The 25,357-nt window shown below is 59.6% G+C and carries 32 protein-coding genes and 1 tRNA gene; 18 read left to right on the plus strand and 15 right to left on the minus strand.

The genetic code is table 11. The features are described 5' to 3' along the window. Positions 1-44 precede the first annotated feature (44 nt). Entirely contained in the window at positions 45-1,403 is a 1,359-nt protein-coding gene (gene gor / locus ACR0DO_RS02060; RefSeq protein ID WP_480556397.1) for a glutathione-disulfide reductase, read from the minus strand. Positions 1,404-1,551: 148 nt separating this feature from the next. Beyond that, on the minus strand, positions 1,552-2,337 hold the full coding sequence (gene rpiA, locus ACR0DO_RS02065) for a ribose-5-phosphate isomerase RpiA (RefSeq protein ID WP_480556398.1): 786 nt from the start codon (positions 2,335-2,337) through the stop codon (positions 1,552-1,554). A 167-nt stretch (positions 2,338-2,504) separates the two neighbouring features. Between rpiA and ACR0DO_RS02070 the strand changes: the two genes are divergently transcribed. The 3 genes from ACR0DO_RS02070 to ACR0DO_RS02080 are packed head-to-tail and all read left to right on the plus strand — an operon-like array spanning position 2,505 to position 5,014. After that, the gene (locus ACR0DO_RS02070; protein WP_480556963.1) at positions 2,505-3,206 is read left to right on the plus strand and encodes a glutathione S-transferase family protein; all 702 of its coding nucleotides are present in this window, start codon (positions 2,505-2,507) and stop codon (positions 3,204-3,206) included. Between the two features lies 1 nt (position 3,207). Then, positions 3,208-4,581 carry an L-serine ammonia-lyase gene (locus ACR0DO_RS02075; RefSeq protein WP_480556399.1) on the plus strand — a complete coding sequence of 458 codons (1,374 nt, stop codon included), beginning with the start codon at positions 3,208-3,210 and terminating at the stop codon, positions 4,579-4,581. Positions 4,582-4,603: 22 nt separating this feature from the next. Continuing rightward, a complete protein-coding gene (locus tag ACR0DO_RS02080; RefSeq protein WP_480556400.1) occupies positions 4,604-5,014 on the plus strand; it encodes a GFA family protein in 411 nt (136 codons plus the stop codon). Here the strand turns inward: ACR0DO_RS02080 and ACR0DO_RS02085 are convergent. Beyond that, the gene (locus ACR0DO_RS02085; RefSeq protein WP_480556401.1) at positions 5,011-5,685 is read right to left on the minus strand and encodes a thiamine diphosphokinase; all 675 of its coding nucleotides are present in this window, start codon (positions 5,683-5,685) and stop codon (positions 5,011-5,013) included. The two genes, ACR0DO_RS02080 and ACR0DO_RS02085, sit on opposite strands and share 4 nt — an antisense overlap. 235 nt (positions 5,686-5,920) lie before the next feature. On the opposite strand from ACR0DO_RS02085, the gene ACR0DO_RS02090 reads away from it, so the two are divergent. After that, positions 5,921-7,441: a hypothetical protein gene (locus ACR0DO_RS02090; RefSeq protein WP_480556403.1), complete on the plus strand. Its 1,521-nt coding sequence runs from the start codon at positions 5,921-5,923 to the stop codon at positions 7,439-7,441. 177 nt (positions 7,442-7,618) lie between these two features. Then, entirely contained in the window at positions 7,619-8,080 is a 462-nt protein-coding gene (locus tag ACR0DO_RS02095; protein WP_480556405.1) for an N-acetyltransferase family protein, read from the plus strand. A gap of 126 nt (positions 8,081-8,206) precedes the next feature. Here ACR0DO_RS02095 and ACR0DO_RS02100 read toward each other — a convergent pair whose 3' ends face one another. The 5 genes from ACR0DO_RS02100 to nthA form a co-directional block, all read right to left on the minus strand. Next, a complete protein-coding gene (locus ACR0DO_RS02100) occupies positions 8,207-8,449 on the minus strand; it encodes a DUF2842 domain-containing protein (protein WP_170397687.1) in 243 nt (80 codons plus the stop codon). After that, positions 8,449-9,744, minus strand: a complete 1,296-nt coding sequence (locus tag ACR0DO_RS02105; protein WP_170330931.1) for an adenylosuccinate synthase — start codon at positions 9,742-9,744, stop codon at positions 8,449-8,451. Before ACR0DO_RS02105 ends, ACR0DO_RS02100 begins: the two co-directional genes overlap by 1 nt. Before the next feature lie 212 nt (positions 9,745-9,956). Beyond that, positions 9,957-10,295, minus strand: coding sequence for a nitrile hydratase accessory protein (locus ACR0DO_RS02110; protein WP_480556407.1), 339 nt, complete (start codon positions 10,293-10,295; stop codon positions 9,957-9,959). Beyond that, the gene (gene nthB, locus ACR0DO_RS02115; protein WP_480556409.1) at positions 10,292-10,969 is read right to left on the minus strand and encodes a nitrile hydratase subunit beta; all 678 of its coding nucleotides are present in this window, start codon (positions 10,967-10,969) and stop codon (positions 10,292-10,294) included. The genes ACR0DO_RS02110 and nthB overlap by 4 nt, the downstream gene beginning before the upstream one ends. Then, positions 10,966-11,580, minus strand: coding sequence for a nitrile hydratase subunit alpha (gene nthA / locus ACR0DO_RS02120; protein WP_480556410.1), 615 nt, complete (start codon positions 11,578-11,580; stop codon positions 10,966-10,968). The genes nthB and nthA overlap by 4 nt, the downstream gene beginning before the upstream one ends. A gap of 151 nt (positions 11,581-11,731) precedes the next feature. Here nthA and secG point away from each other — a divergent pair, with 151 nt between their 5' ends. The 10 genes from secG (at position 11,732) to ACR0DO_RS02170 (ending at position 19,966) form a co-directional block, all read left to right on the plus strand. Beyond that, a complete protein-coding gene (gene secG, locus ACR0DO_RS02125; RefSeq protein WP_170325501.1) occupies positions 11,732-12,097 on the plus strand; it encodes a preprotein translocase subunit SecG in 366 nt (121 codons plus the stop codon). A 159-nt stretch (positions 12,098-12,256) separates the two neighbouring features. Further along, positions 12,257-13,900 carry a CTP synthase gene (locus tag ACR0DO_RS02130; protein WP_480556411.1) on the plus strand — a complete coding sequence of 548 codons (1,644 nt, stop codon included), beginning with the start codon at positions 12,257-12,259 and terminating at the stop codon, positions 13,898-13,900. 103 nt (positions 13,901-14,003) lie between these two features. Beyond that, complete coding sequence (locus tag ACR0DO_RS02135; protein WP_480556413.1) at positions 14,004-14,777, plus strand: isocitrate lyase/PEP mutase family protein; 774 nt, start codon at positions 14,004-14,006, stop codon at positions 14,775-14,777. A gap of 122 nt (positions 14,778-14,899) precedes the next feature. Continuing rightward, positions 14,900-15,349 (plus strand): tellurite resistance TerB family protein, encoded by a 450-nt coding sequence (locus tag ACR0DO_RS02140; protein WP_170442938.1) that lies wholly within the window; start codon positions 14,900-14,902, stop codon positions 15,347-15,349. Between the two features lie 20 nt (positions 15,350-15,369). After that, positions 15,370-15,807 (plus strand): tellurite resistance TerB family protein, encoded by a 438-nt coding sequence (locus ACR0DO_RS02145; RefSeq protein WP_170441677.1) that lies wholly within the window; start codon positions 15,370-15,372, stop codon positions 15,805-15,807. Between the two features lie 5 nt (positions 15,808-15,812). Continuing rightward, positions 15,813-16,535 (plus strand): phosphate/phosphite/phosphonate ABC transporter substrate-binding protein, encoded by a 723-nt coding sequence (locus ACR0DO_RS02150; protein ID WP_480556416.1) that lies wholly within the window; start codon positions 15,813-15,815, stop codon positions 16,533-16,535. Between the two features lie 146 nt (positions 16,536-16,681). Continuing rightward, positions 16,682-17,458: an ATP-binding cassette domain-containing protein gene (locus tag ACR0DO_RS02155; RefSeq protein ID WP_170441672.1), complete on the plus strand. Its 777-nt coding sequence runs from the start codon at positions 16,682-16,684 to the stop codon at positions 17,456-17,458. 33 nt (positions 17,459-17,491) lie between these two features. Further along, positions 17,492-18,205: a transporter substrate-binding domain-containing protein gene (locus ACR0DO_RS02160; protein WP_170670951.1), complete on the plus strand. Its 714-nt coding sequence runs from the start codon at positions 17,492-17,494 to the stop codon at positions 18,203-18,205. Positions 18,206-18,275: 70 nt separating this feature from the next. Then, positions 18,276-19,163 carry an ABC transporter permease gene (locus tag ACR0DO_RS02165; protein WP_170442937.1) on the plus strand — a complete coding sequence of 296 codons (888 nt, stop codon included), beginning with the start codon at positions 18,276-18,278 and terminating at the stop codon, positions 19,161-19,163. Then, positions 19,160-19,966, plus strand: a complete 807-nt coding sequence (locus ACR0DO_RS02170; protein WP_170441666.1) for an ABC transporter permease subunit — start codon at positions 19,160-19,162, stop codon at positions 19,964-19,966. Before ACR0DO_RS02165 ends, ACR0DO_RS02170 begins: the two co-directional genes overlap by 4 nt. A 102-nt stretch (positions 19,967-20,068) precedes the next feature. On the opposite strand, the gene ACR0DO_RS02175 is transcribed toward ACR0DO_RS02170, so the two are convergent. Together ACR0DO_RS02175 and ACR0DO_RS02180 are read right to left on the minus strand one after the other, a co-directional pair. Next, positions 20,069-20,145, minus strand: a tRNA-His gene (locus ACR0DO_RS02175). 47 nt (positions 20,146-20,192) lie between these two features. Then, positions 20,193-20,675, minus strand: a complete 483-nt coding sequence (locus ACR0DO_RS02180; protein ID WP_480556417.1) for a GNAT family N-acetyltransferase — start codon at positions 20,673-20,675, stop codon at positions 20,193-20,195. Between the two features lie 77 nt (positions 20,676-20,752). On the opposite strand from ACR0DO_RS02180, the gene ACR0DO_RS02185 reads away from it, so the two are divergent. After that, a complete protein-coding gene (locus ACR0DO_RS02185; protein WP_170670945.1) occupies positions 20,753-20,941 on the plus strand; it encodes a DUF6324 family protein in 189 nt (62 codons plus the stop codon). 4 nt (positions 20,942-20,945) lie between these two features. Here ACR0DO_RS02185 and ACR0DO_RS02190 read toward each other — a convergent pair whose 3' ends face one another. After that, entirely contained in the window at positions 20,946-21,377 is a 432-nt protein-coding gene (locus ACR0DO_RS02190) for an MmcB family DNA repair protein (protein ID WP_480556418.1), read from the minus strand. 114 nt (positions 21,378-21,491) lie between these two features. Between ACR0DO_RS02190 and ACR0DO_RS02195 the strand changes: the two genes are divergently transcribed. Further along, entirely contained in the window at positions 21,492-21,812 is a 321-nt protein-coding gene (locus ACR0DO_RS02195; RefSeq protein ID WP_480556419.1) for an ArsR/SmtB family transcription factor, read from the plus strand. Next, positions 21,809-22,234, plus strand: a complete 426-nt coding sequence (locus tag ACR0DO_RS02200; protein WP_480556420.1) for an SRPBCC family protein — start codon at positions 21,809-21,811, stop codon at positions 22,232-22,234. Before ACR0DO_RS02195 ends, ACR0DO_RS02200 begins: the two co-directional genes overlap by 4 nt. A gap of 166 nt (positions 22,235-22,400) precedes the next feature. Here the strand turns inward: ACR0DO_RS02200 and ACR0DO_RS02205 are convergent, their stop codons facing one another. The 4 genes from ACR0DO_RS02205 to ACR0DO_RS02220 all read right to left on the minus strand — a co-directional run bounded on the left by ACR0DO_RS02205 (position 22,401) and on the right by ACR0DO_RS02220 (position 25,357). Further along, positions 22,401-23,825, minus strand: a complete 1,425-nt coding sequence (locus tag ACR0DO_RS02205; RefSeq protein ID WP_480556422.1) for a PIG-L family deacetylase — start codon at positions 23,823-23,825, stop codon at positions 22,401-22,403. A 145-nt stretch (positions 23,826-23,970) separates the two neighbouring features. Further along, complete coding sequence (locus tag ACR0DO_RS02210) at positions 23,971-24,267, minus strand: hypothetical protein (RefSeq protein ID WP_170670936.1); 297 nt, start codon at positions 24,265-24,267, stop codon at positions 23,971-23,973. Between the two features lie 59 nt (positions 24,268-24,326). Next, complete coding sequence (nusB, locus tag ACR0DO_RS02215) at positions 24,327-24,809, minus strand: transcription antitermination factor NusB (RefSeq protein ID WP_480556423.1); 483 nt, start codon at positions 24,807-24,809, stop codon at positions 24,327-24,329. Continuing rightward, a complete protein-coding gene (locus tag ACR0DO_RS02220; protein ID WP_480556424.1) occupies positions 24,806-25,357 on the minus strand; it encodes a 6,7-dimethyl-8-ribityllumazine synthase in 552 nt (183 codons plus the stop codon). Before ACR0DO_RS02220 ends, nusB begins: the two co-directional genes overlap by 4 nt.

Genomic DNA, 25,357 nt, shown 5'->3' on the forward strand with positions numbered 1-25,357 from the left:
GTGATCACGGTTTCCCTTGTAACTTGTGTGCGCGCAGTTGCAAATCAAGCAGTGCGCACAGGTTGCCGCAGTGTAACCAGTTCCTCGGCCATGACCGGGTGAACGGCAACAGTGCGGTCGAAATCTTCCTTGGTCGCGCCCATTTTGACGGCGATTCCAGCCAGTTGGATCATCTCACCTGCGCCCGGCGCAACGATGTGACAGCCCAGCACCTTACGAGTCGCCTGGCTGACGATCAGCTTCATCAGTACGCGTTGTGTGCCGCCGGCAAACGCCTTCTGCATCGGTTTGAACGAGGTCGCGTAAACCTCAATCGGTTCCTGTGCCGCAGCGTCTTCCTCACTGAGACCCACGGTGCCGAACTCCGGCTGTGTGAAGATCGCGGTCGGGATCAGCTCATGATCCACCGGCGTCGGGTTGCCTTTGAAGACCGTCTCGACGAACGCCATGCCCTCGCGGATCGCAACCGGGGTCAGGTTCACTCGGTCGGTCACGTCGCCGATGGCATAGATCGAGGGCACACCGGTCTGGCTGTATTCGTCCACCACGATCTCGCCCTTGCGACCGCGTTCGACACCGACGGCCTCAAGGCCCAGATTGTCGGCGTTCGGTGCACGACCGGTGGCGTACATGACCACATCGAAGACCCGTTCGGTTCCGTTGGTCGCTTTGACCCAAATCTTGTCGCCCTGCTTTTTCATCTCAAGCACGTTTGTGCCGAGGTGCAGATCGATGCCGTTCTGGCACATCTCTTCACTGATCAGCCCGCGTGCTTCTTCATCGAAGCCGCGCAGAATTTGCGCACCACGATAGAACTGAGTGGTCTTCACACCCATCCCGTTCATGATCCCGGCGAACTCGCTAGCGATGTAGCCGCCACCGACGATCAGGATGCTTTCGGGCAGTTTCTCCAGATGGAAGATTTCGTTCGACGTGATGGCTAATTCCGAGCCAGGAAACTCAGGCACAACGGGGCGGCCGCCGGTGGCGATCAGAATGTGCTTGGCCGTCTTGCGGGTTCCATCGGCCAATTCGACAGTATGCGCATCCACAATATGTGCACGTTGATCAAAGCTCTCGACACCGTTGTTCTTGAGGATGTTGCGATAAATGCCCTCCAGCCGGTCCAGTTCCGTCACCAGCTTGCCGTGAAACGTGTTCCAATCCAACGCACCAGGCTGAATGTCCCATCCATAAGCCTGTGCATCACCGACCATGCCTGAGAATTCGCTGGCAAACACCATCAGCTTTTTCGGCACACATCCCCGGATGACGCAGGTCCCGCCATAGCGGTCCTCTTCCGCCAGCGCCACCTTGGCACCGTTTTCACCAGCCGCCACACGCGCCGCGCGAACCCCGCCCGAGCCGCCTCCGATGACGAACAGATCATAGTCAAAGCTCATCCTGAGTTCCTTTATACCGTCAGGCCAAAATTCGATGATTATCTGGGGTCGAAAGACGCGCTGCCAACCCTTGTCGGTGTGTAAACTTCACTTAAGGCACTGCCACCATGTGTGTTTCACGCTTCTGCACTCGCGCCAGTCGCCGGTCTCAATCCGCCAGATCCGAGAACAGGTTGTCTCCACCTTCAATCAGTTGGTCCAGTTCCGTGGTGCCCGCGTTGATATCGCGCAGCTCGACCCGTCCATCGCCGTGGCCGATCACAACTTTGTCACAGATGTCGATGAACAGCCCGTTTTCGACCACTCCGGGCACCTGATTGAGCACCAGCGCCAGTTGGCGCACGTTACCGATACGCTGCAGATGCAGGTCAAGAATGTGGTTGCCTTCGTCGGTCACAAAAGGCGCTTCGCCGTTCATCCGCAGCATCGCCGAGTTGCCCAGAACATCCATCGTGTCCAGCGCCTCTTCGATCAGGGTCCGCGTGGTCTGCCAGCCAAAGGGGATCACCTCGACCGGCAGGGGGAAGGCGCCCAGCGTTTCAACCTCTTTACCCGCGTCTGCAATTACCACCATCTGGTCGCTGGCCGTGGCGACGATCTTTTCCTGCAGATGCGCACCACCGCCGCCCTTGATCAGGTTCAGCTCGCCGTCGAACTCGTCCGCGCCGTCAATGGTCAGGTCAAGCCATCCAGCCTGATCCAGCGAGACCACCTCGATCCCGACCTCGCGAGCCAGTTGCGCGGTGCGGATTGAGGTCGGCACCCCTTTGACCCGCAGCCCCTCGGTCTGCACCCGCTCACCCAGACGGCGCACCATCCAGGCGGCAGTGGATCCGGTACCCAACCCAACGCGCATCCCGTCCTGAACCATATCGGCGGCACGGCGCGCGGCGACATATTTGGCCTTGTTAATGGGGGACATATCTCGGGTCATGGCAGCGTTTCCCTGTATTGCTGCAGGGTTTATACGGAATGCAACCGCCGACTGCGAGAGCCAATTCGCCCCACCGCCGCGCAAACATCTATCGAAAATACGCGTTTCCGATTGGAAACGTCGCAATCGAGGCTTTCGCGGTGGCCCCGGCGATATACATAGATTTCATGACCGCGCCCTATCGCCTGCATTATGCCCCCGACAACGCCTCTCTGGTGATCAGACTGGCGCTGGAAGAGATGGGCCTGCCCTATGAAACCGTGCTGGTGGACCGCCGCCGGAACGAGCAGGACAGTGCGGCCTACCGGCAGTTGAACCCGAACGAACTGATTCCGGTGCTGGACACACCGCAGGGGCCGATCTTTGAAACGGCGGCCATCCTGTTGTGGCTGGCCGACACGCATGGGCAACTGGGCCCGTCCCCCGAAGCCCCTGATCGGGCGGCATTTCTGAAGTGGCTGTTCTTTGCATCGAACACGCTGCACGCGGACCTGCGCATTCTGTTCTACGCCGAGAAATATATCGACGCCACGCAGGCCGAGACCCTGCGCAACGGCATCCGCCCGCGCCTGCGCCGACATCTGCAGGTATTGGAAGCCGAGGCAAAAGACGCGCCAACCTGGCTGCACCCTGAACAGCCCTCGGTGCTGACCTACTATCTGGCCTGTCAGATGCGGTGGATGGCGCTGTACCCTGCCAGCGCCAACCGCAGCTGGTATCAGCTGTCGGATACCCCTCATCTGCAAGCGATCCTGACACAGCTTGAAACCCGTCCCGCAACCCAGTCCGCCATCGCCGCCGAAGGGTTGGGGGTTACACCATTCACATCCCCGAGTTACGCTACTCCTCAAGAAGGCTCAGCTACCTGACATGTTTCTATCTGTCTTCGATATGTTCAAAGTGGGCATCGGCCCGTCTTCGTCTCATACCATGGGGCCGATGGTTGCGGCCGCCCGGTTTCTGGACCTGATGCGCGCCTCGCCGTTCGAATTCGCGGGGCTGCGTGGATCACTGCACGGCTCACTGGCCTTTACCGGAGTTGGCCATGCGACCGACCGCGCCACCATCCTCGGGCTGGCCGGTTTCGTGCCCGACACCTATGACAACGACAAGGCCGAGGCCGCACTGGCCGCGATCGCCAAGACCCATACGGTCACGCCCGAAGGCCTGCCGACACTGAATTTCGACCCCAAGACCGACCTGATCTTTGACTATGATCACAATCTGCCCGGCCACGCCAACGGCATGATCCTGATGGCAACCGATGCGCAGGGCGACGTGATCCTGCGGCAGGTCTATTACTCGGTCGGCGGCGGCTTTGTCCTGACCGAAGAGGAACTGGCCGAGGGCAAGGACACCAATGACGGCCCACCCGTGCCCTACCCGTTCCACTCGGCGGCGGAAATGTTGGAAATGGCGAATGCCAGCGGCAAAAGCATCGCCCAGATGAAGCGCGAGAACGAAGTCGCGCGCGGCTGCCCCATCAGTTTCGCGAAGGGTACTGCGCGCCTTTGGGAAGTCATGAACAATTGCATCGAACGCGGCCTGAAGACCGACGGCATCCTGCCCGGCGGTCTGAACGTGCGCCGTCGCGCCAAAGGCATTCACGAAGCTCTGCTGGCCGAGCGGGGCATGAACCTGAACGCACCGCACACCATCAACGACTGGATGAGCGTCTACGCCATGGCCGTAAACGAGGAAAACGCCGCCGGAGGTCAGGTCGTCACTGCGCCAACCAATGGCGCGGCGGGCACGCTGCCTGCGGTACTGCGCTATTACCTCGACCACGTGCCGGGGGCCTCGGAAAGCCATGTCGAAGATTTCCTGCTGACCGCTGCAGCCATCGGCGGTCTGGTCAAGTACAACGCTTCGATCTCGGGCGCCGAGGCAGGGTGTCAGGCCGAGGTCGGCAGCGCCTCGGCAATGGCCGCAGCCGGTCTGTGCGCCGTGATGGGCGGCACGCCTGAACAGGTGGAAAACGCCGCCGAGATCGCACTGGAGCATCATCTGGGCATGACCTGCGACCCGGTCAAAGGTCTGGTGCAAGTGCCCTGCATCGAACGCAACGGGCTGGCGGCAATCAAAGCGGTGTCGGCTGCGTCGCTGGCGCTGCGCGGCGACGGCCAGCATTTCGTGCCGCTGGATGCGGCCATCGAAACCATGCGCCAGACCGGGCATGATATGCACGAAAGGTACAAGGAAACGTCTCTGGGCGGTCTGGCGGTGAACGTACCCAACTGCTGACGTCACAACCAAAGGGGATACTATGCGGGGTCATTGTCTGTGCGGCACCATCCGGTACAAGGTCGACCCTCCGGTCCTGTCCTGCGTCACCTGCCATTGCGACAGTTGCAGGCGGCAGTGTGCCGCTCCGATGACCACCTATTTCGGCGTGCGCGACGGCCAGTGGCGCTGGACCGGTGACGCGCCGAAAACCTTCAACTCCTCGCCCGGGGTCGAGCGCAGCTTTTGCCCGAACTGCGGCACGCCGATCTCGTTCCGATCACAATCCATGTCGGATGTGTTGCACCTGTATGTGGCGACGCTGGAGAATCCGAACCAGTTGGAACCCACGCTGCACGTGGCGCATGAGGAAAAACTGCGGTGGCTGAAATTGGGCGACGGCCTGCCCACCTGCATCGGGCCTGACTACACCAAGGTACAGCCGCTGCCCTAGGCGCGGGCGGGCCACCCCTCGGTCCGATCTGACAGAAACGCCTGCATGACATGATCCAAAGCGTCGCGGGGCACCATCACCAACAGGCCGGGTCTATCTACAGTCAATTCCACATCAGACAACGCCCGGTTGGACGTGCCAACGCGGCCGTTCGGTTCCAGCACCAGATCGTCGATCGGCCATTCCAGCCCTTTGCTGCGGCCGGTTACGCGCTGAAATGGAAACAATGAAACCACATCCCCGGGGGTGAGGTTCAGCCCGATCCGCGGCGGCGCGTGGAAAACGACCTCGTGCTCTCCCAACAGGATGCACGGCCGATCCTGCAATCGAACCAGCGTGTTAAGAACCGCCATCTGGTGATCCAGACGACCGCCGAGAAACCCGACCCCCAATACAAGGGGCGCATCTATGCTGCGCAGAGCCTTGTCGAAATCCGTGCTGTCTTGTTCTCGTATCGGAAACAAACGGTCCGTGGGAATTCGGTCAAGATAGGCGCCGCTCAGCGAATCAAAGTCACCGATCACCACGCCCGGCATCCGTCCCGAATCCATCAATGGAATCGCCCCACCATCCGCGGCCACGACCGTATTGACGCGAATCAGCGTCTGATTCAGGTCCTCAGGGCCGATTTCACCGCCTCCAACCAGCGCAATTGGCGCCTCAGACCGCACAATTTGATTATTTTTTCGAAGATTGGACATTTTTTCCGGATTTGGACACATTGAGACCACAAAATGATAGGTTCATGCTGAGAGTTTCGAGCCATAGGTGTGCCCGGCGTCGGGTGAATGGCTCTTGTAGTTTGTAGAGGACGTGCGTCTGATGGTACAGAATAACAAGGTTTTAACCGTCTCTTATGGAACCTTCTCGTGCACTTTGGAAGGATTTGACGATTCCTTTGAGACGATGAAAGCGATTACCGAGTACTTTCGCGATCTTGCCGCCGACGATCGTTATTTCGGTTCTGAACCTCCGCAGCCTGATACAGAAATGCTGACAAAAATCGCGCAGCGTGACGAGCGCCGCAAGGTCGAAGCTCGTCAAAGCGACGCTGGCCTGTTGATCCGCGCCACGGACGAACCCGCCCCCAGCGCGCCGGATTTGAACGTTATCAAAACACCTCCCCCCCGGCCCCCCGTTTTCGTCGATGCCAAAGCCGAAGCCGTCGAAGACACGCCAGCCCCCGCTGAAGACAGCATTGCTGCCAAACTGCAACGCATCCGGGCGGTTGTTTCCCATTCCGAGGAAAACTCGGTCATCTACACCGAGGATGAAGAGACGACCCTAATGAAAAGCACAGCCGGTCCGTCAGATGCGGTCGCGGCGGCTTTTGCTGCCGGTTCTCTGAACCCGGCGGACTTTGAAACTCTCGAAGAGGCGGACGCGATGGACGAAACGTCCGAGGCTGAACCGGAAATGCCTCAGATCGAAGAGGTCGAGGAATTCGCCGCTCCGGCCCTGGATATCGAACACGAAGCCCAGGATCAGGAAGCCGAGACCCAGGTCGCCGCAATCGAGGAAGAGGCCGAAGACGAGGTCGCCTCGGCCGATATCCTGTTCTCGGATATCGACGAAACTGACGAGAACGAGCCCGAAGGTGATGAGGTCACCAACATCCTCAGCGATGCCAGTGCTGACGAAGACGCCAACGCGACAGATCCTGAAGGCATCATGACCGAAGAGGACGAGATTCACCTGCTGGATGAGATCTCCAGCCTGGAATCCATCTTGGCCGGTCGCGCCGAAACGACAGAGGCCGAAGCATCGGACCTGGACCACGATGTGTCGCGCCTGATGGACAAGGTCGGCGAACATCTGGACGACCCGGACACAAGCAACAAGCGCGAAGCTTATACCCAGTTGCGCGCGGCGGTTGCCGTCACCGAAGCCGAACGCAGCGAAAAAGGTGACGCCGATCAGTACGACGATGATCAGGACTACCGTGGCGATCTCTCCTCGGTTGTCAGCCCGCGCCGTCCGGAAGTTCAGGTGACCAGCGCCCGCCCTGCCAGTGACGAGGCGGCGCCGCTCAAACTGGTGGCCGAGCAGCGTATCGACAACCAGAGCGAAGATGCCGGACCGGTGACCCCCCGCCGTGTAACATCCGAGGCCGAGGGTGAAGAGGCTGCCACGGAAGAAAGCGGATTTGCCCTGTTCGCTCAGGAACAAGGCGCGCAATCGCTGCCGGACCTGCTTGAGGCAGCAGCGGCCTATCTGTCCTTCATCGAAGGTCAGGAGCAATTCTCGCGTCCGCAGTTGATGAACAAGATCCGCTCGCTCAAGCAGGATGAATTCAATCGTGAGGAAAGCCTGCGTTCGTTCGGTCAGTTGCTGCGGGACGGCAAGATCGAAAAAGCAGGCGGCGGGCGGTTCGCTGCTTCGACCCAGATCGGCTTCCGCCCGGATGACGAGCGCGCCGCCGGGTAACCTCGCGTGCAAATCAGTTGACGATGGGCCGAAGGTTTCTTCGGCCCATTTTTTATGCACACAGGCATCGCCACTCTCCTTTTGCAGGTTGGCTCACTATGCTGCGGCGCAGAAAAATGGTAAGGTCGGGCGTAAGGTGACCGTTCTTTCCGATCCCGTTCAAACAAAGGCCCCGCCGTGTATGAACTGCCAATTCGACGCCTTCGGGTATATGATAAATCCAAAATAGAAAGCCATTTCAACAACCTGGGCATCGAAGCTCTGACCTCGCGTTTTGGTGCTCCGGTCAGTGCCGCATATGTTCAGACCTATCTGTCCGGGATGTTTGACAATGCCGCTTTGATCTTCGGCGCCTTTCCGGATTCCTGTTTGCGCGGCGTTGGCGAACTGCGTGTGTTGTCAGACGGTCAGACGCATGTGGCCGAGGCCGCCTTTACGGTCGAAACCGCGTGGCAGGATCGCGGTATCGGGGATGCCTTACTGTCGCGGATCATTACTGCGGCCAGGAACCGTGGAATTCGCGAAGTGCACATGCTGTGCCTGGCCACCAACCAGAAAATGCGCCGTCTGGCCGAAAAACACGACGCTGATCTGAAACTGGTGACCGGGCAGATTCAGGCTACTTTGAACGCGCCCTGACCAACCCCGCTCAGCGTTGCCGAGGAGATTTCAGGCGAGTACCACGCAATGGCCCGCGCCATCCTAAGTTGGCCCGGGCCGGACCGGACTCCGGGGTAAATTGCCCCAAACAGTTGCTCCGCCCTGTTATTCCGACGGCTGATCCGGGTCTTCCTTGCCAACGCCTTTGAACACGAACTTGAACGGCAGCGCCCAGACAATGCCCAAAGCGACATAGACCAGCAGCTCCAGCCAGATTGGCGGGCGGTCGAGCCAGTTCACGATTGTCACCACAGCCACGATATAGACCGGCAACCCAATCAACAGCAGCACCAGCGACCAGCGGCGCCGGGCCTTGTAGCTGAGGCCAGTCTTTCCGTCGTCGCTCATCAGTCAGCAAACGGGTCGGTCACCAGAATGGTGTCGTCCCGCTCCGGGCTGGTGGACAAAAGGGCTACGGGGCATTCGATCAGTTCTTCGACGCGGCGCACATATTTGATCGCGTTGGCGGGCAGATCGGCCCAGCTGCGCGCGCCCTCGGTGGATTCGCTCCACCCCGGCATTTCTTCGTAGATCGGCGTGCAGCGCGCCTGTTGGTCGGCCGCGGTGGGCAGATAATCCAGACGTTCACCGTCCAGTTCATAGCCCGTGCAGATCTTCAGCGTCTCGAACCCGTCCAGAACGTCCAGCTTGGTCAGAGAGATGCCGTTCACGCCGCTGGTTGCACATGTCTGGCGCACTAGGCAGGCATCGAACCAACCACAACGGCGCTTGCGCCCGGTGGTGGTGCCGAACTCATGCCCACGCTCACCAAGGCGTTGGCCGTCCGCATCGTCCAGCTCGGTCGGGAACGGACCCTCACCCACACGGGTGGTGTAGGCTTTGACAATGCCCAGAACAAAATCGATCGATCCCGGACCGATGCCGACACCCGTTGCCGCCTGACCGGCGATCACGTTGGACGAGGTCACAAAGGGATAGGTGCCGAAATCGATATCCAGCAACGCGCCCTGCGCCCCTTCGAACAGGATGCGTTTGCCGGCCTTGCGCTTTTCGTTCAGCACTTTCCAAACAGGCGCGGCGAAGGGCAGGATTTCCGATGCGATCTCTTTCAGTTGCGCAATCAGCGCGTCCCGGTCTACCGGCTCGATCCCCAGACCTTTGCGCAGCGGGTCATGGTGCTGCAGCGCACGATCCACACGGGCCTCAAGCGTGGCCTCGTCGGCCAGATCGGCAACGCGCACGGAACGGCGACCAACCTTGTCCTCGTAGGCCGGGCCAATACCGCGACCTGTGGTTCCGATCTTGGTGCCTTTGCTGGCAGCCTCCTCGCGTGCGCGATCCAATTCGCCATGAATCGGCAGGATCAGCGGCGTGTTCTCGGCGATCATCAGCGTCTCGGGCGAGATATCGACGCCCTGCGCACGGATGGTCGCGATTTCCTTGATCAGGTGCCACGGGTCCAACACAACGCCGTTGCCAATGACGCTCAGCTTGCCGCCCCGCACAACGCCCGAGGGCAGCGCGTGCAGCTTGTAGACCTCACCATCAATGACCAAAGTATGCCCGGCATTGTGCCCGCCCTGAAAACGCGCGATCACGTCTGCCCGCTCGCTGAGCCAGTCGACGATCTTGCCTTTTCCTTCGTCACCCCACTGGGCGCCGACAACAACCACATTGGCCATATCCGGTCCTTTTGCGCTGAATTACCAAACTCGGCTCGTATAACGAGGACAAAGCGACAGGGAAACCGGTAATTCGCCGCAGATGAGAACCACGCTGCGCGCGATGCGTCCGGCGGGGATATTTTGGGCCAGATGAAGCGCGGATTCCTTGTTCATCCGGCTCCCAATATCCCGGGGGAGTCGCCCGGAACGGGCGGCGGGGGCAGCGCGCCCTACTCGCTTACGGCCAAACGCACTGGCTGACCATGAGGCGTTGTCAGGTAAGCCTTTTCCCACGCATTCCTATACTGGGTGACTTCGCCAGAGACCGCCGAGCCTTGCTCGTCCAGCAACTGCTCGAGAGTTTCCAGCCACGCGTGGAAATAATCGTTGCCACCATCGAGGTCGCGATCCAGCCCGTGGCGCTTCAGCGTCTGCGAAAACCGCAGGGCCCAGTCCGCCCAATCGAAACGCCCAGCCTCGTTCAATGCCACAGTCACCGCGAACACCTGAGCGTGCCAGGGTTCGGCAAAAACCGGTTCGGGCGCAGAATAGGCGGGGCAATCGCTCATGCTGGCACCAGATAGCTTTGCCAGAGGTCCAGAACGACCTCGTCCTTGGGGTTTTCCGGGTCCGCCCACAATTCCGAAGCAGGAAAAACCACCGTATAGAGCGGCTCTGGAGCCTCGCCAAACCCATGCGCGTTGGAGTCCGGCAGCACATGTGTGCCATGCAGTCGCATGACCTTGCCCGTAGCACCGGATGCGTAAATCGGCAGGCGCGTGTGGCCGCCGTCAACCAGTCGATTGGCGGCCGGATGCACGGTACGTACAGTCTGCCCTACCTTGTACTGTGCGGGGATATCTGACGGACGATCTGCCGCCCCCCCGCTGGCCAATACACCAGCAACGGCTTCAGCCTTCAATGCGCGGCTTGCCAGCGGGTGCGTGCCGTTACTCGCTTGGCCGCGCAAATCCTTTTCGGTCAGCACGCCGGTTTCGACCAACAAATCGGCCAGAGCTGAAATCCACTTCTCGTAATATGAAAACCGCGTGTAATCCTGGGGGGACAATCGTTCGCGCGCGTGACGTTTTACATCGATATTCCACTGACCCAACGAGTCCGCGGCCACCGTCACTGCCAGCGCTCGAGCGTGCCAATCTTCTGAAAAGATCGGAACGTCATCGGATTCGGGGTAAACAGGTCCATCACCGAAACGTCCGCCCATATCATGTACGCGGGTCATGTCGGCACCTTTGGCAATCCGGTGCCGATCATGCTATCGCGGGTGACCAGAGCGGCCAAATCCTCTTCGCTGAGGCCACCCGTCGCCTGTGGGCGCATCGGGAGAACAAGGTACCGCACCTCAGCAGTCGAATCCCAGACACGAACCGAAGTCGTTTCAGGCAAGCTCAACCCGAAGTCTGCCAGCACTTTGCGCGGCTCACGCACGGCCCTGGCGCGGTAGGCGTCGGATTTGTACCAACCTGGTGGAATACCGAGCAGCGGCCATGGGTAGCAGCTACACAAGGTGCACACGACCATATTGTGCTGTTCGGGCGTATTCTCGACCACTACCATGTGTTCGCCCTGGCGCCCATAATAACCCAGATCAGCGACAACTGGCGTGGCATCTTTGAGTAGAGCGGCCTTGAAGTCCGGATCGATCCACGCCTTTGCAACCACACGCGCACCGTTCTGCGGGCCGATTTTGTTCTGATAGGTATCAATGATCTCATCCAAAGCGGCCGGGTCGATCAGCCCCTTGCGGGTCAGAATCGTTTCAAGTGCCTTGACCCGCAGCGCAGGATCGGGCGGTAACAAGGCGTGCGGGTGGTCGGGATTATCATGCGGCATGGGACGCAGCCTGCGTCACCTTTTGCCCAACTGTCCAGTCTCTTTGCCGTGATGCCGCATATCAGGGATCTTGATGGCAACTCCTCCCTTGCCCCCGAGATCAAACTTGCATAAGTACCACGCGATACACGCCACGCTGTACAGGACCACCATGGAAAACGTCGTTCTCATCATCCATCTTCTCTTGGCTCTGGGCCTGATCGCCGTTGTCCTGATGCAGCGGTCCGAAGGCGGTGGCCTGGGTATGGGCGGTGGTGGCGGTGGCGCCATGACCGGCCGCGCAGCAGCGACGGCTCTGGGCAAGGTGACCTGGATTCTGGCGGCGTGTTTTATCGTCACCTCGATCACGCTGACCATTCTGGCCGCCCAGAAATCTTCGGGCAGCTCGGTAATCGACCGTCTGGGCGTTCCGGCCCCTGCCGCGACCGAGGAAAGCACTCCGGCCGTTCCGTCGACCGATGATCTTCTGCCTCCGGCTCAGGGTGACAACGCGCCGCTGATCCCGCAGGCCGACTGATCCACTACACTTAGAAATCTAAAAGACAGCTGCAACAGCATCTTGCGGTTCTCTTGCGCTATGCGCGCGAATCCTTTATACGTGAAGTCCCGTGATGCTGCGGTTTTTTCAAGCCGTCGGGCAGCTGATTTTGACGTCTCACGGGAGCAGCCGAAAAACATGGCGCGTTTTATTTTCATCACTGGTGGTGTGGTTTCGTCCTTGGGTAAAGGACTGGCTTCGGCGGCTCTGGGCGCGCTGTTGCAGGCCCGGGGATATTCGGTGCGTCTGCGTAAGCTTGACCCCTACCTGAACGTCGATCCGGGCACGATGTCACCATTTGAACATGGCGAAGTGTTCGTCACCGATGACGGTGCCGAGACCGATCTGGACCTTGGCCATTATGAGCGTTTCACCGGTGTTGCCGCGCGCAAGACCGACTCGGTCAGCTCGGGGCGCATCTATTCCAATGTGCTGGAGAAGGAACGCCGCGGAGACTACCTCGGCAAGACCATTCAGGTGATCCCGCACGTCACCAACGAGATCAAGGATTTCATCGCCATTGGCGAGGATGAGGTCGATTTCATGCTGTGTGAAATCGGCGGCACCGTGGGCGATATCGAGGGCCTGCCCTTCTTCGAAGCCATCCGTCAGTTCAGCCAGGACAAACCGCGCGGCCAGTGCCTGTTCATGCACCTGACGCTGCTGCCCTACATCAAGGCGTCCGGTGAGCTGAAAACCAAGCCGACCCAGCACTCGGTGAAAGAGCTGCGCTCGATCGGTCTGGCACCGGATATTCTGGTCTGCCGGTCCGAAGGCCCGATCCCGAAGAAAGAGCGTGAAAAGCTGGCCCTGTTCTGTAACGTGCGACCCGATAGCGTGATCGCCGCGCAAGACCTGAGCACCATTTACGACGCCCCGCTGGCCTATCACCGCGAAGGTCTGGATCAGGCGGTTCTGGACGCGTTCCAGATCAGCCCTGCGCCGAAGCCCGATCTGGCCAAATGGGAAGACGTCAGCGACCGCATCCACAATGCCGAGGGCGAGGTAAAGGTCGCCATCGTCGGCAAATACACCCAGCTGGAAGACGCCTATAAGTCGATTGCCGAGGCGCTGACCCATGGCGGCATGGCCAACCGTGTCAAGGTCAAGATCGAATGGGTCGATGCCGAGGTCTTCGATACCGAGGACGCCGCTCCCTATCTGGAAGGCTTCCATGCCATCCTCGTCCCCGGCGGGTTCGGCGAGCGCGGCACCGAAGGCAAGATCAAGGCAGCGCAATACGCGCGTGAGCACAAGGTGCCCTATCTGGGCATCTGTCTGGGCATGCAGATGGCGGTGATCGAAGCCGCCCGCAATGCAGCAGGCATTGCCGAGGCCGGGTCCGAGGAATTCGACCACGAAGCCGGGAAAAAGCGTTTTGAACCGGTGGTTTACCACCTGAAAGAGTGGGTGCAGGGCAACCACCGGGTTGAACGCAAAGTGGGCGATGACAAGGGCGGCACCATGCGTCTGGGCGCCTATGACGCGGTTCTGGCCGAGGGTTCGAAAGTGGCTGAGGTCTACGGCGGAACTCAGATCGAGGAACGCCACCGTCACCGCTATGAGGTGGACATCAAGTACCGCGAAAAGCTTGAGAAAGCCGGCCTGAACTTCTCGGGCATGTCGCCCGACGGCCGTCTGCCGGAAATCGTCGAATGGTCGGATCATCCGTGGTTCATTGGTGTGCAATACCACCCAGAACTCAAATCCAAACCGTTTGACCCGCACCCGCTGTTCCGCGACTTTGTGCGTGCTGCGAAAGAAAGCTCGCGTCTGGTCTGATCGCGGACCGGACACCGCATTGTGACGGCGGGCGCAAAAAAACCTATACGCGCCCGCCCTTTCCACGGTTAACTGTCCTCGACCCAGTGACAGGAGGCCGGCCATGACCAATCAGACCACCAAAGCGGAAGCATTCGCAGCCCTACACAAAAAGGGCGAACCGGTCATTCTTTACAACATCTGGGACGCAGGCAGCGCCGGGGCCGTGCGCGATGCGGGGGCCAAGGCGATTGCCACCGGTAGTGCTCCGGTTGCGATGGCGCAGGGGTTCGGCGATGGTCAGAACATCCCGATGGAAACCGCGCTGGACAACGCCCGCCGGATCGTCGCCGCTGTTGACCTGCCGGTGACACTGGATTTCGAAGGGGCCTATGCCGAGGATGTACTGGGCGTCGCCGCCAACGCCCAACGCGCGCTGGAGACCGGCGTTGTCGGCTTCAACTTCGAAGATCAGATCGTCGGCACCAGCGACCTCTATGATATTGAAACGCAGGAAGCGCGGGTTAGCGCCATGCGCGAAGGCTGCGATGCAGCCGGTATCCCGGCCTTCATCAACGCCCGCACGGATATTTTTCTGAAAGCCAAGCCTGAAACCCACTCTGACGCTATGCTGGACGAGGCGATTGCCCGGGCCAAAGCCTATGCCGATGCCGGAGCCAGCGGGTTCTTTGCGCCGGGCCTGAAAGACGAAGCCATGATCGCTCGTCTATGCGAATCGACCGCCCTGCCGGTCAACATCATCGCCCTGCCCGGCACCCCTGACACGGCCACACTGGCCGGGTTGGGCGTGGCACGGATCAGCTATGGTCCGGTCCCCTATCGGCAGATGCTGGGATGGCTTCAGGAGCAGGCAAAACAGGCCATTCAGGCCGGTTGATCCCTTCGCCCAAGTGTCGCGTTCAGCGTGTTTTTGCCGCTTTGACAAAACTGCCCGGCATTCGCAGCAATGGCGGGTAGTCGGTGCTTGGCGGGCTACAAAATATGGAATATCCTCGCGGCATGTTGAAGAAGTTCTTACAGGCTTTTCGCCCACCGCAACACGACAACCTGCCCGACCCGGACGCCGAACTGGCGCTGGGTGCGCTGATGGTGCGCGTGGCGCAGGCGGATCGGGATTACAAGCTTGAGGAAATCAGCCTGATCGACCGTATTCTTGCCCGGCTGTATCAGCATAACGCGATCGAGGCCGCCAAGGTCCGCGCCACCTGTGAGAGGCTGCACGCCGCCGCACCAGAAACCGACACGTTCGGCAAGCTGATCCGCGAAACCACCGATCTGCACGAACGTCTGGCCGCGCTGGACGCCTTGTGGGAGGTCGTGCTGGCCGATGGCAATTCCGACGAAGGCGAGATGAATATCGTGGAAGAGGCGCGCATTGCCATGGGGCTGAGTTTCAACGACAGCCAGACCGCGCGCGAACGGGTGCAAAGGCGCTTGGAAGAGCGTTAGACCCTCTCTATATCTAACACATGTTCAGTGATTTTCTGGCCCGGCTGACACAGCCCGCCCCCGACCCGCTTGCCGATGACGACGCCCGCCTTGCCCTGACGGCCCTGCTGGTGCGCATTGCGCGGTCTGACAACGATTATGCCGATACCGAAATGGCCCGAATCGACAAGATTTCGGCCGAACGCTATGGCCTGTCCCCGTTCGAGGCCGCCGCCCTGCGCGCCCGGGCCGAAGATCTTGAGGCCGAGGCGCCTGACACCGTCCGCTTTACCCGCGCGATCAAGGAAGCCATTGCCTATGACGACCGGCTCGCCGTTGTGCAGGCGATGTGGTCGGTTGCGCTGGCCGACGGGCAACGCACCGGCGAGGAGGATTCGCTTTTGCGGCTGGTGGTCAGCCTGCTGGGCGTTAGCGACGTCGATTCCGCTCTGGCCCGCCAAAAGGCCGCCAAATCGTGATTGCGATGCTGGGCATGTATGACATGCCCGCGCTGCAACCGGTGAATGACCGGTTCTGGACATTGATTCGGGGCCACCTTGGCTATGGTCCCGATCACCTGACCCGCGATGCGGATGTTTGGGATGTCTGGCTGAATCCCGAACTGACATTTGCTCAAACCTGCGGGATGCCCTATCGCACCCAGCTGCATGGCAAAGTGCAACTGGTCGGAACGCCCGACTACGGGTTGGCAGGCTGCCCGCCGGGCTATTACCGATCCATTTTTGTTTCCCGTCGGGATGACCCCCGCGATCTTGGTCAGCTGGCGAAGGGCACCTTTGCCTATAACGAAAAGCTGTCACAATCGGGCTGGGCGGCACCGATGGTTCATCTTGAAGCGCACGACCAGCAGCCCAATGCCATCATCGCAACCGGCGGCCACACGCAATCGGCAAACGCAGTCGCAGAAGGTAAGGCAGAGTTCGCGGCTCTGGACGCGCTGACTTGGGAGCTGCTCAAAGCACACACCAGCCTTGGGGCAGTACTGCGCGAGGTCGCCACCACACTTCCGACACCCGCCCTGCCTTATATCACCGCCACGGACCAGGACGCCGCTGCAATCGCCCGTGCCGTTTGCGCCGCGATTGGCGATCTGACACAGCCGGATTGCGAATTGCTGCACCTTCGCGGCCTGATCGACATCCCGGCGGGTGACTACCTGTCGGTCCCTAATCCATCTCAGGTTTAGACAACCGGGCTTGCTTGCTGACCGATTTGGTCAATACCTATGGTCAATTTGGCCGTTTCAGCCCCCGATGATGTCAATTGCGCATTGCATTGCCCCGATTTTTAAGCCCTAGTACCGCACCAACACCGACAACACATGGGCCATCCGTGACAGATTCCACTCCCGTCATCGAAATCACCAATCTCCACAAAAGTTTCGGCAATCTGGAAGTGCTGAAGGGCGTCGATATTACAGCAAGACGCGGGGACGTTGTTTCGCTGATCGGGTCGTCCGGTTCAGGCAAATCCACCCTGCTGCGTTGCTGCAACCTACTGGAAGACAGCCAACAGGGCGAGATTCTGTTCAAGGGCGAGCCGGTGCGCTGGTCCGGCAACGCACACCACCGCCGCCCCGCCGACCCGAAACAGGTAATGCGTATCCGCACCAATCTGTCGATGGTGTTTCAGCAGTTCAACCTTTGGTCCCACATGACCATTCTGCAAAACGTGATGGAGGCCCCCGTCACCGTACTGGGCCGCGACCCGAAAGAGGTTGAAGACAGCGCCCGCAAATACCTGGAAAAAGTTGGCATCGGCGACAAATGTGACGTCTATCCGGCGCAGCTCTCCGGTGGTCAGCAACAGCGCGCCGCCATCGCCCGCGGCCTGTGCATGGAGCCCGAGGCGCTGCTGTTCGACGAACCGACCTCGGCGCTGGACCCCGAGCTTGAGCAGGAAGTCATCAAGGTGATCAAGGATCTGGCTGCCGAAGGCCGTACCATGATCATCGTGACCCACGACATGAAAATGGCTGCTGATATCTCCAGCCACGTCGTGTTCCTGCATCAGGGCCTGATCGAAGAAGAGGGCCTGCCGGAAGATATCTTTACCTCCCCCGAATCCGAGCGACTTCGGGGCTTCCTATCCGCCACAAAGGCGGCTTAACTTCAGATCAGAAAACAAACAGGGGAGTATCCAATGAAAAAACTGATTCTGACTACTGCGGCTCTGGCTTTGACCGCCGGCATGGCCATGGCGGACACCATCCGTCTGGGCACCGAAGGAGCCTATGCGCCGTGGAACTTCGTCAACGACGCAGGCGAAATCGACGGGTTCGAGCGCGAACTGGGCGATGAGCTGTGCAAGCGCGCCAATCTGGACTGCGAATGGGTCAAGAACGACTGGGACTCGATCATTCCGAACCTAGTATCGGGCAACTACGACGCCATCATCGCAGGCATGTCGATCACCGACGAGCGTGACGAAGTCATCGACTTCACTCAGAACTACACGCCGCCGGATCCGTCGGCCTATCTGGCTATGTCCGATGACGTTGATCTTGCCGGTGGCGTGATCGCGGCACAGACCGGCACCATTCAGGCAGGCTATGTCGCAGATTCCGGCGCGACTTTGGTCGAGTTCGCAAACCCCGAGGAAACCCTCGCAGCCGTGCGCAATGGCGAAGCGGATGCGGTTCTGGCGGACAAGTCCTTCCTTGCACCCTTCTCCGAAGACGGTTCGGGCCTGCTCTTTGTTGGCGACGAAGTACCGCTGGGCGGTGGCGTCGGCATGGGTATCCGTGAATCCGACGGTGAGCTGAAAGAAAAGTTCAACGCAGCCATCCAGTCCATGAAGGACGACGGCAGCCTGAACGAGCTGATCACCAAGTGGGAAGTGTCCTCGACCTTCTGATAAACTCTGCGGCGTGCCTGCCCCTAGGGCGCGCCGCCTCCTGAGCCCTTGCCAGTCAAAGAGGCCCGCCATTTTCTCGTTCTGTACTGATCCCGAAACGCTCGGCACGTTCCGTTGGTTTTCCTGCTATCTGACCAACGGTGTGCATTGGGTGTTCTACCTGTCCTTCTTCAAGGTCCTGCTGCTGCTTGCAATCACCGCTCCGGTTGCATTGGGCTTTGGCTTTTTAGGAGCCATGGCGGCCCGGTCGCATTTCCCACCGCTCAGCCTGCTGGGCAAGGGCTATATCGCCATCGTACGTGGCGTGCCGGACATCGCCTTCTTCATGTTCTTCGTGATCGCGCTGGATCAGGCGTTCGAATGGACCCGTCACAAAATCCTGTGCCCGGAATGGACTGATCCTATCCGGCAAGGCAATGACTTTATCGTCTGTCAGGCCGCCAAGCTGCCGCTGGGCAGCGCGCCGGAATGGGTGCACGAAACCTACGGTTTCTTTCTGGCTGTTGTCACATTCTCTATCGTTTTCGGCGCCTTCGCGGCCAACGTCCTGTTCGGCGGTATGCGCGCCGTGCCGCACGCCCAGCTGGAAACGGCCGAGGCCTACGGTATGACCCGCCGCCAGACTTTCTGGCGCATCCTGGTGCCGCAAATGTGGGTCTATGCCCTGCCCGGCCTGTCGAACCTGTGGATGGTACTGATCAAGGCCACGCCGCTGCTGTTCCTGCTGGGCATCGAAGACATCGTTTATTGGGCGCGCGAACTGGGTGGCTACAAGAACCCGAAATTTACCCAATACCCGCATGGCGACTGGCGCATGTGGTATTTCCTCGCCCTGTTGGTGTTCTACCTGGGCATGACCCGCGTATCAGAGATTGGCCTTGAACGCCTGATGCGCCGCCTGTCTCACGGTCAGGCGACCTCGGGCGGAGAGCTGCTGCGCAAGGAGACCACCGCATGAGCTGCTTGCAAACGATTCAAGACTACGGCCTGCGCTCGATCGGTATTGGCGAGCGTATTCTGCCCCGAAGCGATTTCACCCTGTGCGAGCATTTCACGCTGATCGGCTCGGGGATGATCTGGAACATCTATTTCGGTGTCATGGCACTGATGACCGGGTTTTTTCTGGCCACGGCGCTGGCATTGGGCAAGGCATCCACGAACAAATGGCTGCGCAAACCGTCGGAATGGTTCATCTTTCTGTTCCGGGGCTCGCCACTGTTCATCCAGTTCTTCTTTGCCTACTTCCTGTTCCTGTCGCTGAAGCAGAGCTTTCCGTTCCTCGACGCGCTCACCTCCGCCTGGCTGGGTGCGCTGATCGTGCTGTTCTTCAATACCGCAGCCTATTCGGGTGAGATCTTCTATGGCGCGCTGCGGTCGATCCCGAAAGGCGATATCGAGGCTGCGGATGCCTACGGCATGACCGGCTGGTCCCGGTTCCGTCGCATCATCTGGCCCACCATGCTGCGGCTGGCATGGCCCGCATACACGAACGAGGCGATCTTCCTGTTCCACGCCACCACGCTGGTCTTCTTCTCGGCCTTCCCGGTCTGGCAGCAGCGCGGAGACGCGCTGTATTACGCGGGCTATTTCGCGGACAAGACGTTCAACCCGTTCATCCCCTACCCGATTCTGGCCTTCTACTTCATCCTGCTGACTTTGGTGGTCATTTGGGGGTTTGGCATGGTCAACAAGCGGCTGAACCGACACTTGCCCGTAGCAAAGCGGAGCAAAATGAGGCTGAGGCTGAACCTGGCGCGCTGATCACAGGCGCGCCAGTCGTCCATTCGACCTACGAAATCCGAAAAACGAAACAGCTGACAAATGCGCGTTGTTCGCGTTGTATCTGATGCTGTTTGAGAGAGATGGTACCGCCTCCCTGGCTTGAACAGGGGACCTCTGGATCCACAATCCAGCGCTCTAACCAACTGAGCTAAGGCGGCACTCGTGAGGGGCGATGTACCGAACGTACCGGGGGAATGCAAGAGGATTAAAGCCGAATTTTCCAGCTTTGTTCGACAAGATCGACCCCAAAGGAATGCACCGGTTTGCTGTCCAACAACTGCCACCCGTTCGCCCTATACAACGCACCGGCCGCCCTGTGGCTTTCATGGGTCCACAGCCGCATTTCCGTGTAGCCGACACTGCGTGCAAAGCCCGTGCAGGTGTTCAACATCCGCTTTCCCAACCCCTGCCCCCGAACTTCAGGCAGCAGCAGGAAAAGCCGCAGTTTTGCGGTTTGATCATCCAGCGCGACGCAAAAGATACTGCCCAGCCTTTGTCCGGTGCGCTCAGCAATCCAGCCCCGCTCGCGCGTCGAATCGTGATCGGCGGTAAAATCGTCCAGAACGCGCCGAACCAGAGCCCCAAACGAGGCGTCGAACCCTTCATCCCGCGTGTAAAGCCTGTGGTGCTGCTCTATCAGCCAAGGCGCATCTGTGGCGCGAAAAGATCTGATCCGGACATTCTCCATGACGTATCTGACCGCAAAGGCAGCTTGATTCTCAACCCTTTGCGCGCTAGCACGAACGCTCAGTCCCGGAGGCGAACATGGGCATCAACACCGAACGCGACATTCAGGCCAACCTGCAGATCGGTCCCACCGATCAGGGTATGATACGGCTGTTCATCGAGGCAGATGGCATCGAGATCCCGATGGATTTCGATCCTGAAGAAGCCGAGGAAATCGCGGACGAAATCCGCGCGGCCGTGCAGGCCGCCCGGGCGGTCAAAAGCTGATCCTTCAGATTCGGGGATCCCGCAGTGTCTGCAACCTGCGAGCAGCGTCACAGGCAAATTTCTGAACCATCTTCTTGCGCCGCGCCGGAGCAAGCTTGTCTTCCGGCGCCATACGCACAATCTCGGCATCATAGGCGTCAGCGATGATCAGGCCGGTTTCCACAGGCAGCAGCTCGGTCGGAAAGTCGGTGTCGACAGCCCAGAAAAACCGGTCGCACCACTCAAGATAGCCCTGCCATTTGGAATCCGACTGATAATCCGCACGGCTGGATTTGCATTCGACCACCCACAGTTCACCCTTGGGGCCCAGCCCCATGACATCGACGCGCAATCCCCGGGCCGGCACGAATTCTTCAACCGAAACAAAGCCATGCGTCAGCAGGTGGCGGGCGACGCCACGCGCCAGTCGTTGTCCGGGTTGCAGATCAAGTGTCATTTAAAAAAATTTGAACAATTCGTGAACAAAAATCAAGAGTGAGTTCGCGCTTGACATGATACCTTTTGGTTTCACATTATATGATACCAAAAGGTATTTCTTAAGGCGAAGCACATGCAGTCACAAACTCAAACCGCATTTCGCGCACTTGCCGACCCGACCCGCCGGGACATCGTGCAGTTGCTGGCCGCGCAGGATATGACCATCGCGCAGCTGACCGAGCGGTTCGACATGACCCGCGCAGCCGTCAAAAAGCACCTGACCGTTTTGTCGGATGGTGGGTTGATCACGGTCGAAGCGCGCGGGCGAGAACGGATAAATCGATTGGAACCCAAGGGAATGGCCCCTGTTCTGGACTGGCTCAGCTTTTTCGACCAGTTCTGGGACGAACGCTTGAACAACCTGAAAGAAGCCATTGAAAGGAAAGACAGATGACTAAAGCCATTCTGCAAAAAACAATCTTTCTGCGGGCCGAACCGGAAATCGTCTGGGCCTATCTGACCGACCCCGACCGGCTGGCCGAGTGGTTTCACAAACCCGAACGTCCTCTGGCAGCGGGCCAAAAGCTCGAGATGTTCGGGACCACCAGCGGCGATTTGCTGATCTGGGGCGAAGTACGCGTCGCCCGCCCACCGGAATATCTGGAGTACACATTCACCGTCAAACCCATGGGCGACGCCGTCAGTGTGGTCAAATGGACGCTGGAACCGGTCGCCGGGGGCACCCGACTGGCCCTGCAACACGAGGGCCTGCCGCAAGGTGCTGATGCTTTTGGCCTGATCCTGTCACTGGACAAGGGCTGGGACGAACACTTTGGCCAGATGCGCACCGCTTTGCACGAAACTGTTGATGCCTGACCCCTTGTGCAAACCCGCCGCAACCCCTAGGTAGGCGCTTGGCGGGTTCTGCCCTTCTTGTGACTGGTAGCATTCTGGTGGCCTTAAGCAATTCCGAGGGGGCTGGCTCTGTTCAGGTCCTGGCCTGATTACCTGGCGCCCACCTGTACATACAGGTCCTCGGGAATCACACCGCACGGTTGACTGGTGGTCCCGCCACATCCCCCCGCTGATCCTCGTCCGAAAGATCCTGTTTGACGAACCCCTCGTCCGACAGGGCGAAATCATACAGGTTCCGCCCCTTCCACTGCGGCAAGTATTCGTCGAACAGCCGGTTCTTCTGCTCGGGCCAGGACGGTACAACGAGGTCGGCACCGGCCAGCCCGACGCCAAAGCTTAGAACACTTGCGTCCTGATACCGTCGTGCCGCCTGCAGGACCGCATGATGCAGCAAGACATGTTCGATATGACCGTATTCTCCCACGTTGTTGTGGGTGATAATTGTTGACGGCTTGACCTGCTGCATCAGGGCGAAGGCCGATCCACTCAGCAGCCCGAACAGAGGGTGGCGGCCCAAAGGGCGCAGTACTTCAGGAGGGTTGTCCGCCGGCTGCGACGGCATCTTGATAAAGCGCCGCAACCTCCTGTGGTCGTTTTCGACAGCAAAGGGAAACTGAACTCTCCGGGCCCCGACCGCATCGCATACACGCTGCATGGCCGCCTCGCGCGTGTTGGTATCACGGCGGTTGGGCGCGGGTCGAAAGAAGCTGGCGACCGTTACATCCGCCTTGCCCTTCAGGCGTGACAGGGTCGAGCCGCAAAACAATGTCTCGTCATCCTGATGGCACACGCAAAGCAATATCCGTTGGCCCATCAGGCTTTCGAGACTGGCATTGCCCGTGGCAATATCCGCCCCGATCGTCAACACATCGTAGTTGGCGCTCTGGATATCCTGAAACCGCGAAGAGGTAACCCGGCGGGCCCGCCCCTCTGTGATCATTTTCTCGGAACTGGCCTGGACATGGCCGTTCTTATTGTCGCCCTGCAACAGGTAGCACCGCCTCGCCAGCCCTGGCCAAATGGCTTCGACCTCTGCGATTCTGGTTTTCTTCAGCGCATCCAGGTGCACCAGGTCAATCGGACCAAATGGCTGCTCTGCTGCGGCTTGACGTAAACCTTCGATGGCATCTGACATGTATAGTTTGACACGCCCAGGAAACCTGTCTTCCAGCCACTTGAAGACAATCGGAACGTAGATGTCCACCGGCGGCCAAGACGCCCTTAACCGCTGCCCAAGATCAATCCCGATGAACTTGAGCGCAGGATTGGAGTGCAGCGCCAGCAAGGCTGCATGCCCCCCGGCAACGCCGACCTCGACAAAACAGGAACTCTCCTGCGCCAACAGGTGCAGAGCCCGCCGCTTGGGTTCCATCCCGGGCACCAGATCGCCCAGATGGAAATCTTGCTGCATGTGACCGTAGCAAACGTTTCCATTGATAGCGACAGATTCACCTGCCCGCTTTAACCCATCAGCAATGGCAAGGTTAAGGTTCTCAAGATCCTCGCGAAAGGCCCGAGAGGCGATGACCTCTTCGTAAGAACTGGTGCTCACAGTGTATGCTCTTTTGCTGCCGGTTGACGTGTTTGACCGACATCAGATGGCAACATGTTCTGACATTCAAGCGGTTTGCACGCGATCGCTGTGAAAAGGCAGGTAACGCGAACTGATCCTTAACCCGGCTGCGCTGAAACCTGTATCAGCGATTTTCCACCTTGACCGTCGCGGGCTGGAATTTGACGGCCACCGGCGTGCCGCGGCGCGGACCCTGCGGTTTCTCGGCCATGCTCATGATCGCATAGGCAAATTGCACACCAGCAAAAACGATCCCGTTCATGAACCAGATCATGCCAAGCGCGATCAGGCCCATTTCCGAGCTTGTGATCAGATGGCGCAGGTTGGCGACATTCAGGGCCAGAAGAACACCGACAAACACCGCCGAAATCACGAACCCCCAGGCAACCTGAGTGATATACAGCCGGATCAGTTTGGGCATGGCGACTCTCCTTGCGCTATGACATTCAGTTTAGCGCATGTAAGTCCCGCGTAAAGGCGTCAGAACGCCTCGGGCTGAGCCTCGCGCGCCATGTGATCCAGAACGGCGTTGACGAATTTCGGTTCCTTGCCTTCGGGGAAGAAGGCGCGGGCCACGTCGACGAATTCGGTGATCACCACTTTGGGCGGCGTGTCGCTCTGGGTCAGTTCCGCCCCTGCCGCGCGGAAAGTGGCGCGCAGGGTCGGGTCGATGCGTGCGATGGGCCATTTGGCAACCAACGCACGGTCAGTCATCTGGTCAATCGGGGCCTGATAGTTCACAGCGTCCTCAACCAGTTTGCGGAAGACGCGGGTATCGCCGTCCAGCATTTCCTCGCCCTCATAGACGGCGCCAAACCGGTGATCCAGAAACTCGTTCACAACCTGTTCGGTCGTCTGGCCCGACTGCTCCATCTGGAACAGCGCCTGCACGGCGTAAAGCCGGGCGGCGGATTTCATCAGGCGTTTCCGGTTGGCCGGTTTCGGCGCGTCTGTCTGGGTCATGCTGTCGTGGGTCCGTTGCTGTCGCCCGCCACAAGGATGGACTCGGACGGGGGCTTGAAGCCGACGCCCTTTTTCGAAGCGCCCCACTTACGGCTGAGTGCGATCAGATGCAAGGCCGCAGCGGCTGCTCCGCCGCCTTTATTCATCTTTTCGGGATTTGCGCGGACTTCGGCCTGATCGTCATTTTCCACGGTCAGGATGCCGTTGCCGATCAGCAGTCCCTGCAGACCCATCAGCTGAATGGCACGGCTGGAGTCGTTGCAAACGGTTTCATAATGCGTGGTCTCACCCCGGATCACGCAGCCCAGCGCAACATAACCGTCGTAGTTACACTGGCGGTCGGCCATGGCGATGGCGGTCGGGATTTCGAGCGCGCCGGGAACCTCGACCACGTCGCAGGTGCCGCCAGCGGCCTCGATCTCGGCCTTGGCACCGGCCACCATGTTATCGGCGATGGTGCGATAGAACGGGGCCACCACCAGCAGCAGTTTCACCGGTTTATCGAATGTCGGGGTCGGCAGGACGCCATGTTTGTCTTGTTCAGCCAC

This window comes from Ruegeria sp. AM9 (assembly GCF_056540565.1).

Bases quoted from the DNA above. Each gene is read 5' to 3' on its own strand.
- ACR0DO_RS02170 (WP_170441666.1), top strand. From the start codon at position 19,160: ATGAGCTGCTTGCAAACGATTCAAGACTACGGCCTGCGCTCGATCGGT.
- ACR0DO_RS02105 (WP_170330931.1), bottom strand. From the start codon at position 9,744: ATGGCCAATGTGGTTGTTGTCGGCGCCCAGTGGGGTGACGAAGGAAAA.
- ACR0DO_RS02140 (WP_170442938.1), top strand. From the start codon at position 14,900: ATGTTGAAGAAGTTCTTACAGGCTTTTCGCCCACCGCAACACGACAAC.
- ACR0DO_RS02080 (WP_480556400.1), top strand. From the start codon at position 4,604: ATGCGGGGTCATTGTCTGTGCGGCACCATCCGGTACAAGGTCGACCCT.
- ACR0DO_RS02195 (WP_480556419.1), top strand. From the start codon at position 21,492: ATGCAGTCACAAACTCAAACCGCATTTCGCGCACTTGCCGACCCGACC.
- ACR0DO_RS02190 (WP_480556418.1), bottom strand. From the start codon at position 21,377: ATGACACTTGATCTGCAACCCGGACAACGACTGGCGCGTGGCGTCGCC.
- nusB (WP_480556423.1), bottom strand. From the start codon at position 24,809: ATGACCCAGACAGACGCGCCGAAACCGGCCAACCGGAAACGCCTGATG.
- ACR0DO_RS02160 (WP_170670951.1), top strand. From the start codon at position 17,492: ATGAAAAAACTGATTCTGACTACTGCGGCTCTGGCTTTGACCGCCGGC.
- ACR0DO_RS02185 (WP_170670945.1), top strand. From the start codon at position 20,753: ATGGGCATCAACACCGAACGCGACATTCAGGCCAACCTGCAGATCGGT.
- ACR0DO_RS02075 (WP_480556399.1), top strand. From the start codon at position 3,208: ATGTTTCTATCTGTCTTCGATATGTTCAAAGTGGGCATCGGCCCGTCT.
- ACR0DO_RS02210 (WP_170670936.1), bottom strand. From the start codon at position 24,267: ATGCCCAAACTGATCCGGCTGTATATCACTCAGGTTGCCTGGGGGTTC.
- ACR0DO_RS02180 (WP_480556417.1), bottom strand. From the start codon at position 20,675: ATGGAGAATGTCCGGATCAGATCTTTTCGCGCCACAGATGCGCCTTGG.
- ACR0DO_RS02090 (WP_480556403.1), top strand. From the start codon at position 5,921: ATGAAAGCGATTACCGAGTACTTTCGCGATCTTGCCGCCGACGATCGT.
- nthA (WP_480556410.1), bottom strand. From the start codon at position 11,580: ATGCCGCATGATAATCCCGACCACCCGCACGCCTTGTTACCGCCCGAT.
- ACR0DO_RS02070 (WP_480556963.1), top strand. From the start codon at position 2,505: ATGACCGCGCCCTATCGCCTGCATTATGCCCCCGACAACGCCTCTCTG.
- gor (WP_480556397.1), bottom strand. From the start codon at position 1,403: ATGAGCTTTGACTATGATCTGTTCGTCATCGGAGGCGGCTCGGGCGGG.
- rpiA (WP_480556398.1), bottom strand. From the start codon at position 2,337: ATGACCCGAGATATGTCCCCCATTAACAAGGCCAAATATGTCGCCGCG.
- ACR0DO_RS02100 (WP_170397687.1), bottom strand. From the start codon at position 8,449: ATGAGCGACGACGGAAAGACTGGCCTCAGCTACAAGGCCCGGCGCCGC.
- ACR0DO_RS02145 (WP_170441677.1), top strand. From the start codon at position 15,370: ATGTTCAGTGATTTTCTGGCCCGGCTGACACAGCCCGCCCCCGACCCG.
- ACR0DO_RS02130 (WP_480556411.1), top strand. From the start codon at position 12,257: ATGGCGCGTTTTATTTTCATCACTGGTGGTGTGGTTTCGTCCTTGGGT.
- ACR0DO_RS02200 (WP_480556420.1), top strand. From the start codon at position 21,809: ATGACTAAAGCCATTCTGCAAAAAACAATCTTTCTGCGGGCCGAACCG.
- secG (WP_170325501.1), top strand. From the start codon at position 11,732: ATGGAAAACGTCGTTCTCATCATCCATCTTCTCTTGGCTCTGGGCCTG.
- ACR0DO_RS02150 (WP_480556416.1), top strand. From the start codon at position 15,813: ATGCTGGGCATGTATGACATGCCCGCGCTGCAACCGGTGAATGACCGG.
- ACR0DO_RS02110 (WP_480556407.1), bottom strand. From the start codon at position 10,295: ATGAGCGATTGCCCCGCCTATTCTGCGCCCGAACCGGTTTTTGCCGAA.
- nthB (WP_480556409.1), bottom strand. From the start codon at position 10,969: ATGACCCGCGTACATGATATGGGCGGACGTTTCGGTGATGGACCTGTT.
- ACR0DO_RS02135 (WP_480556413.1), top strand. From the start codon at position 14,004: ATGACCAATCAGACCACCAAAGCGGAAGCATTCGCAGCCCTACACAAA.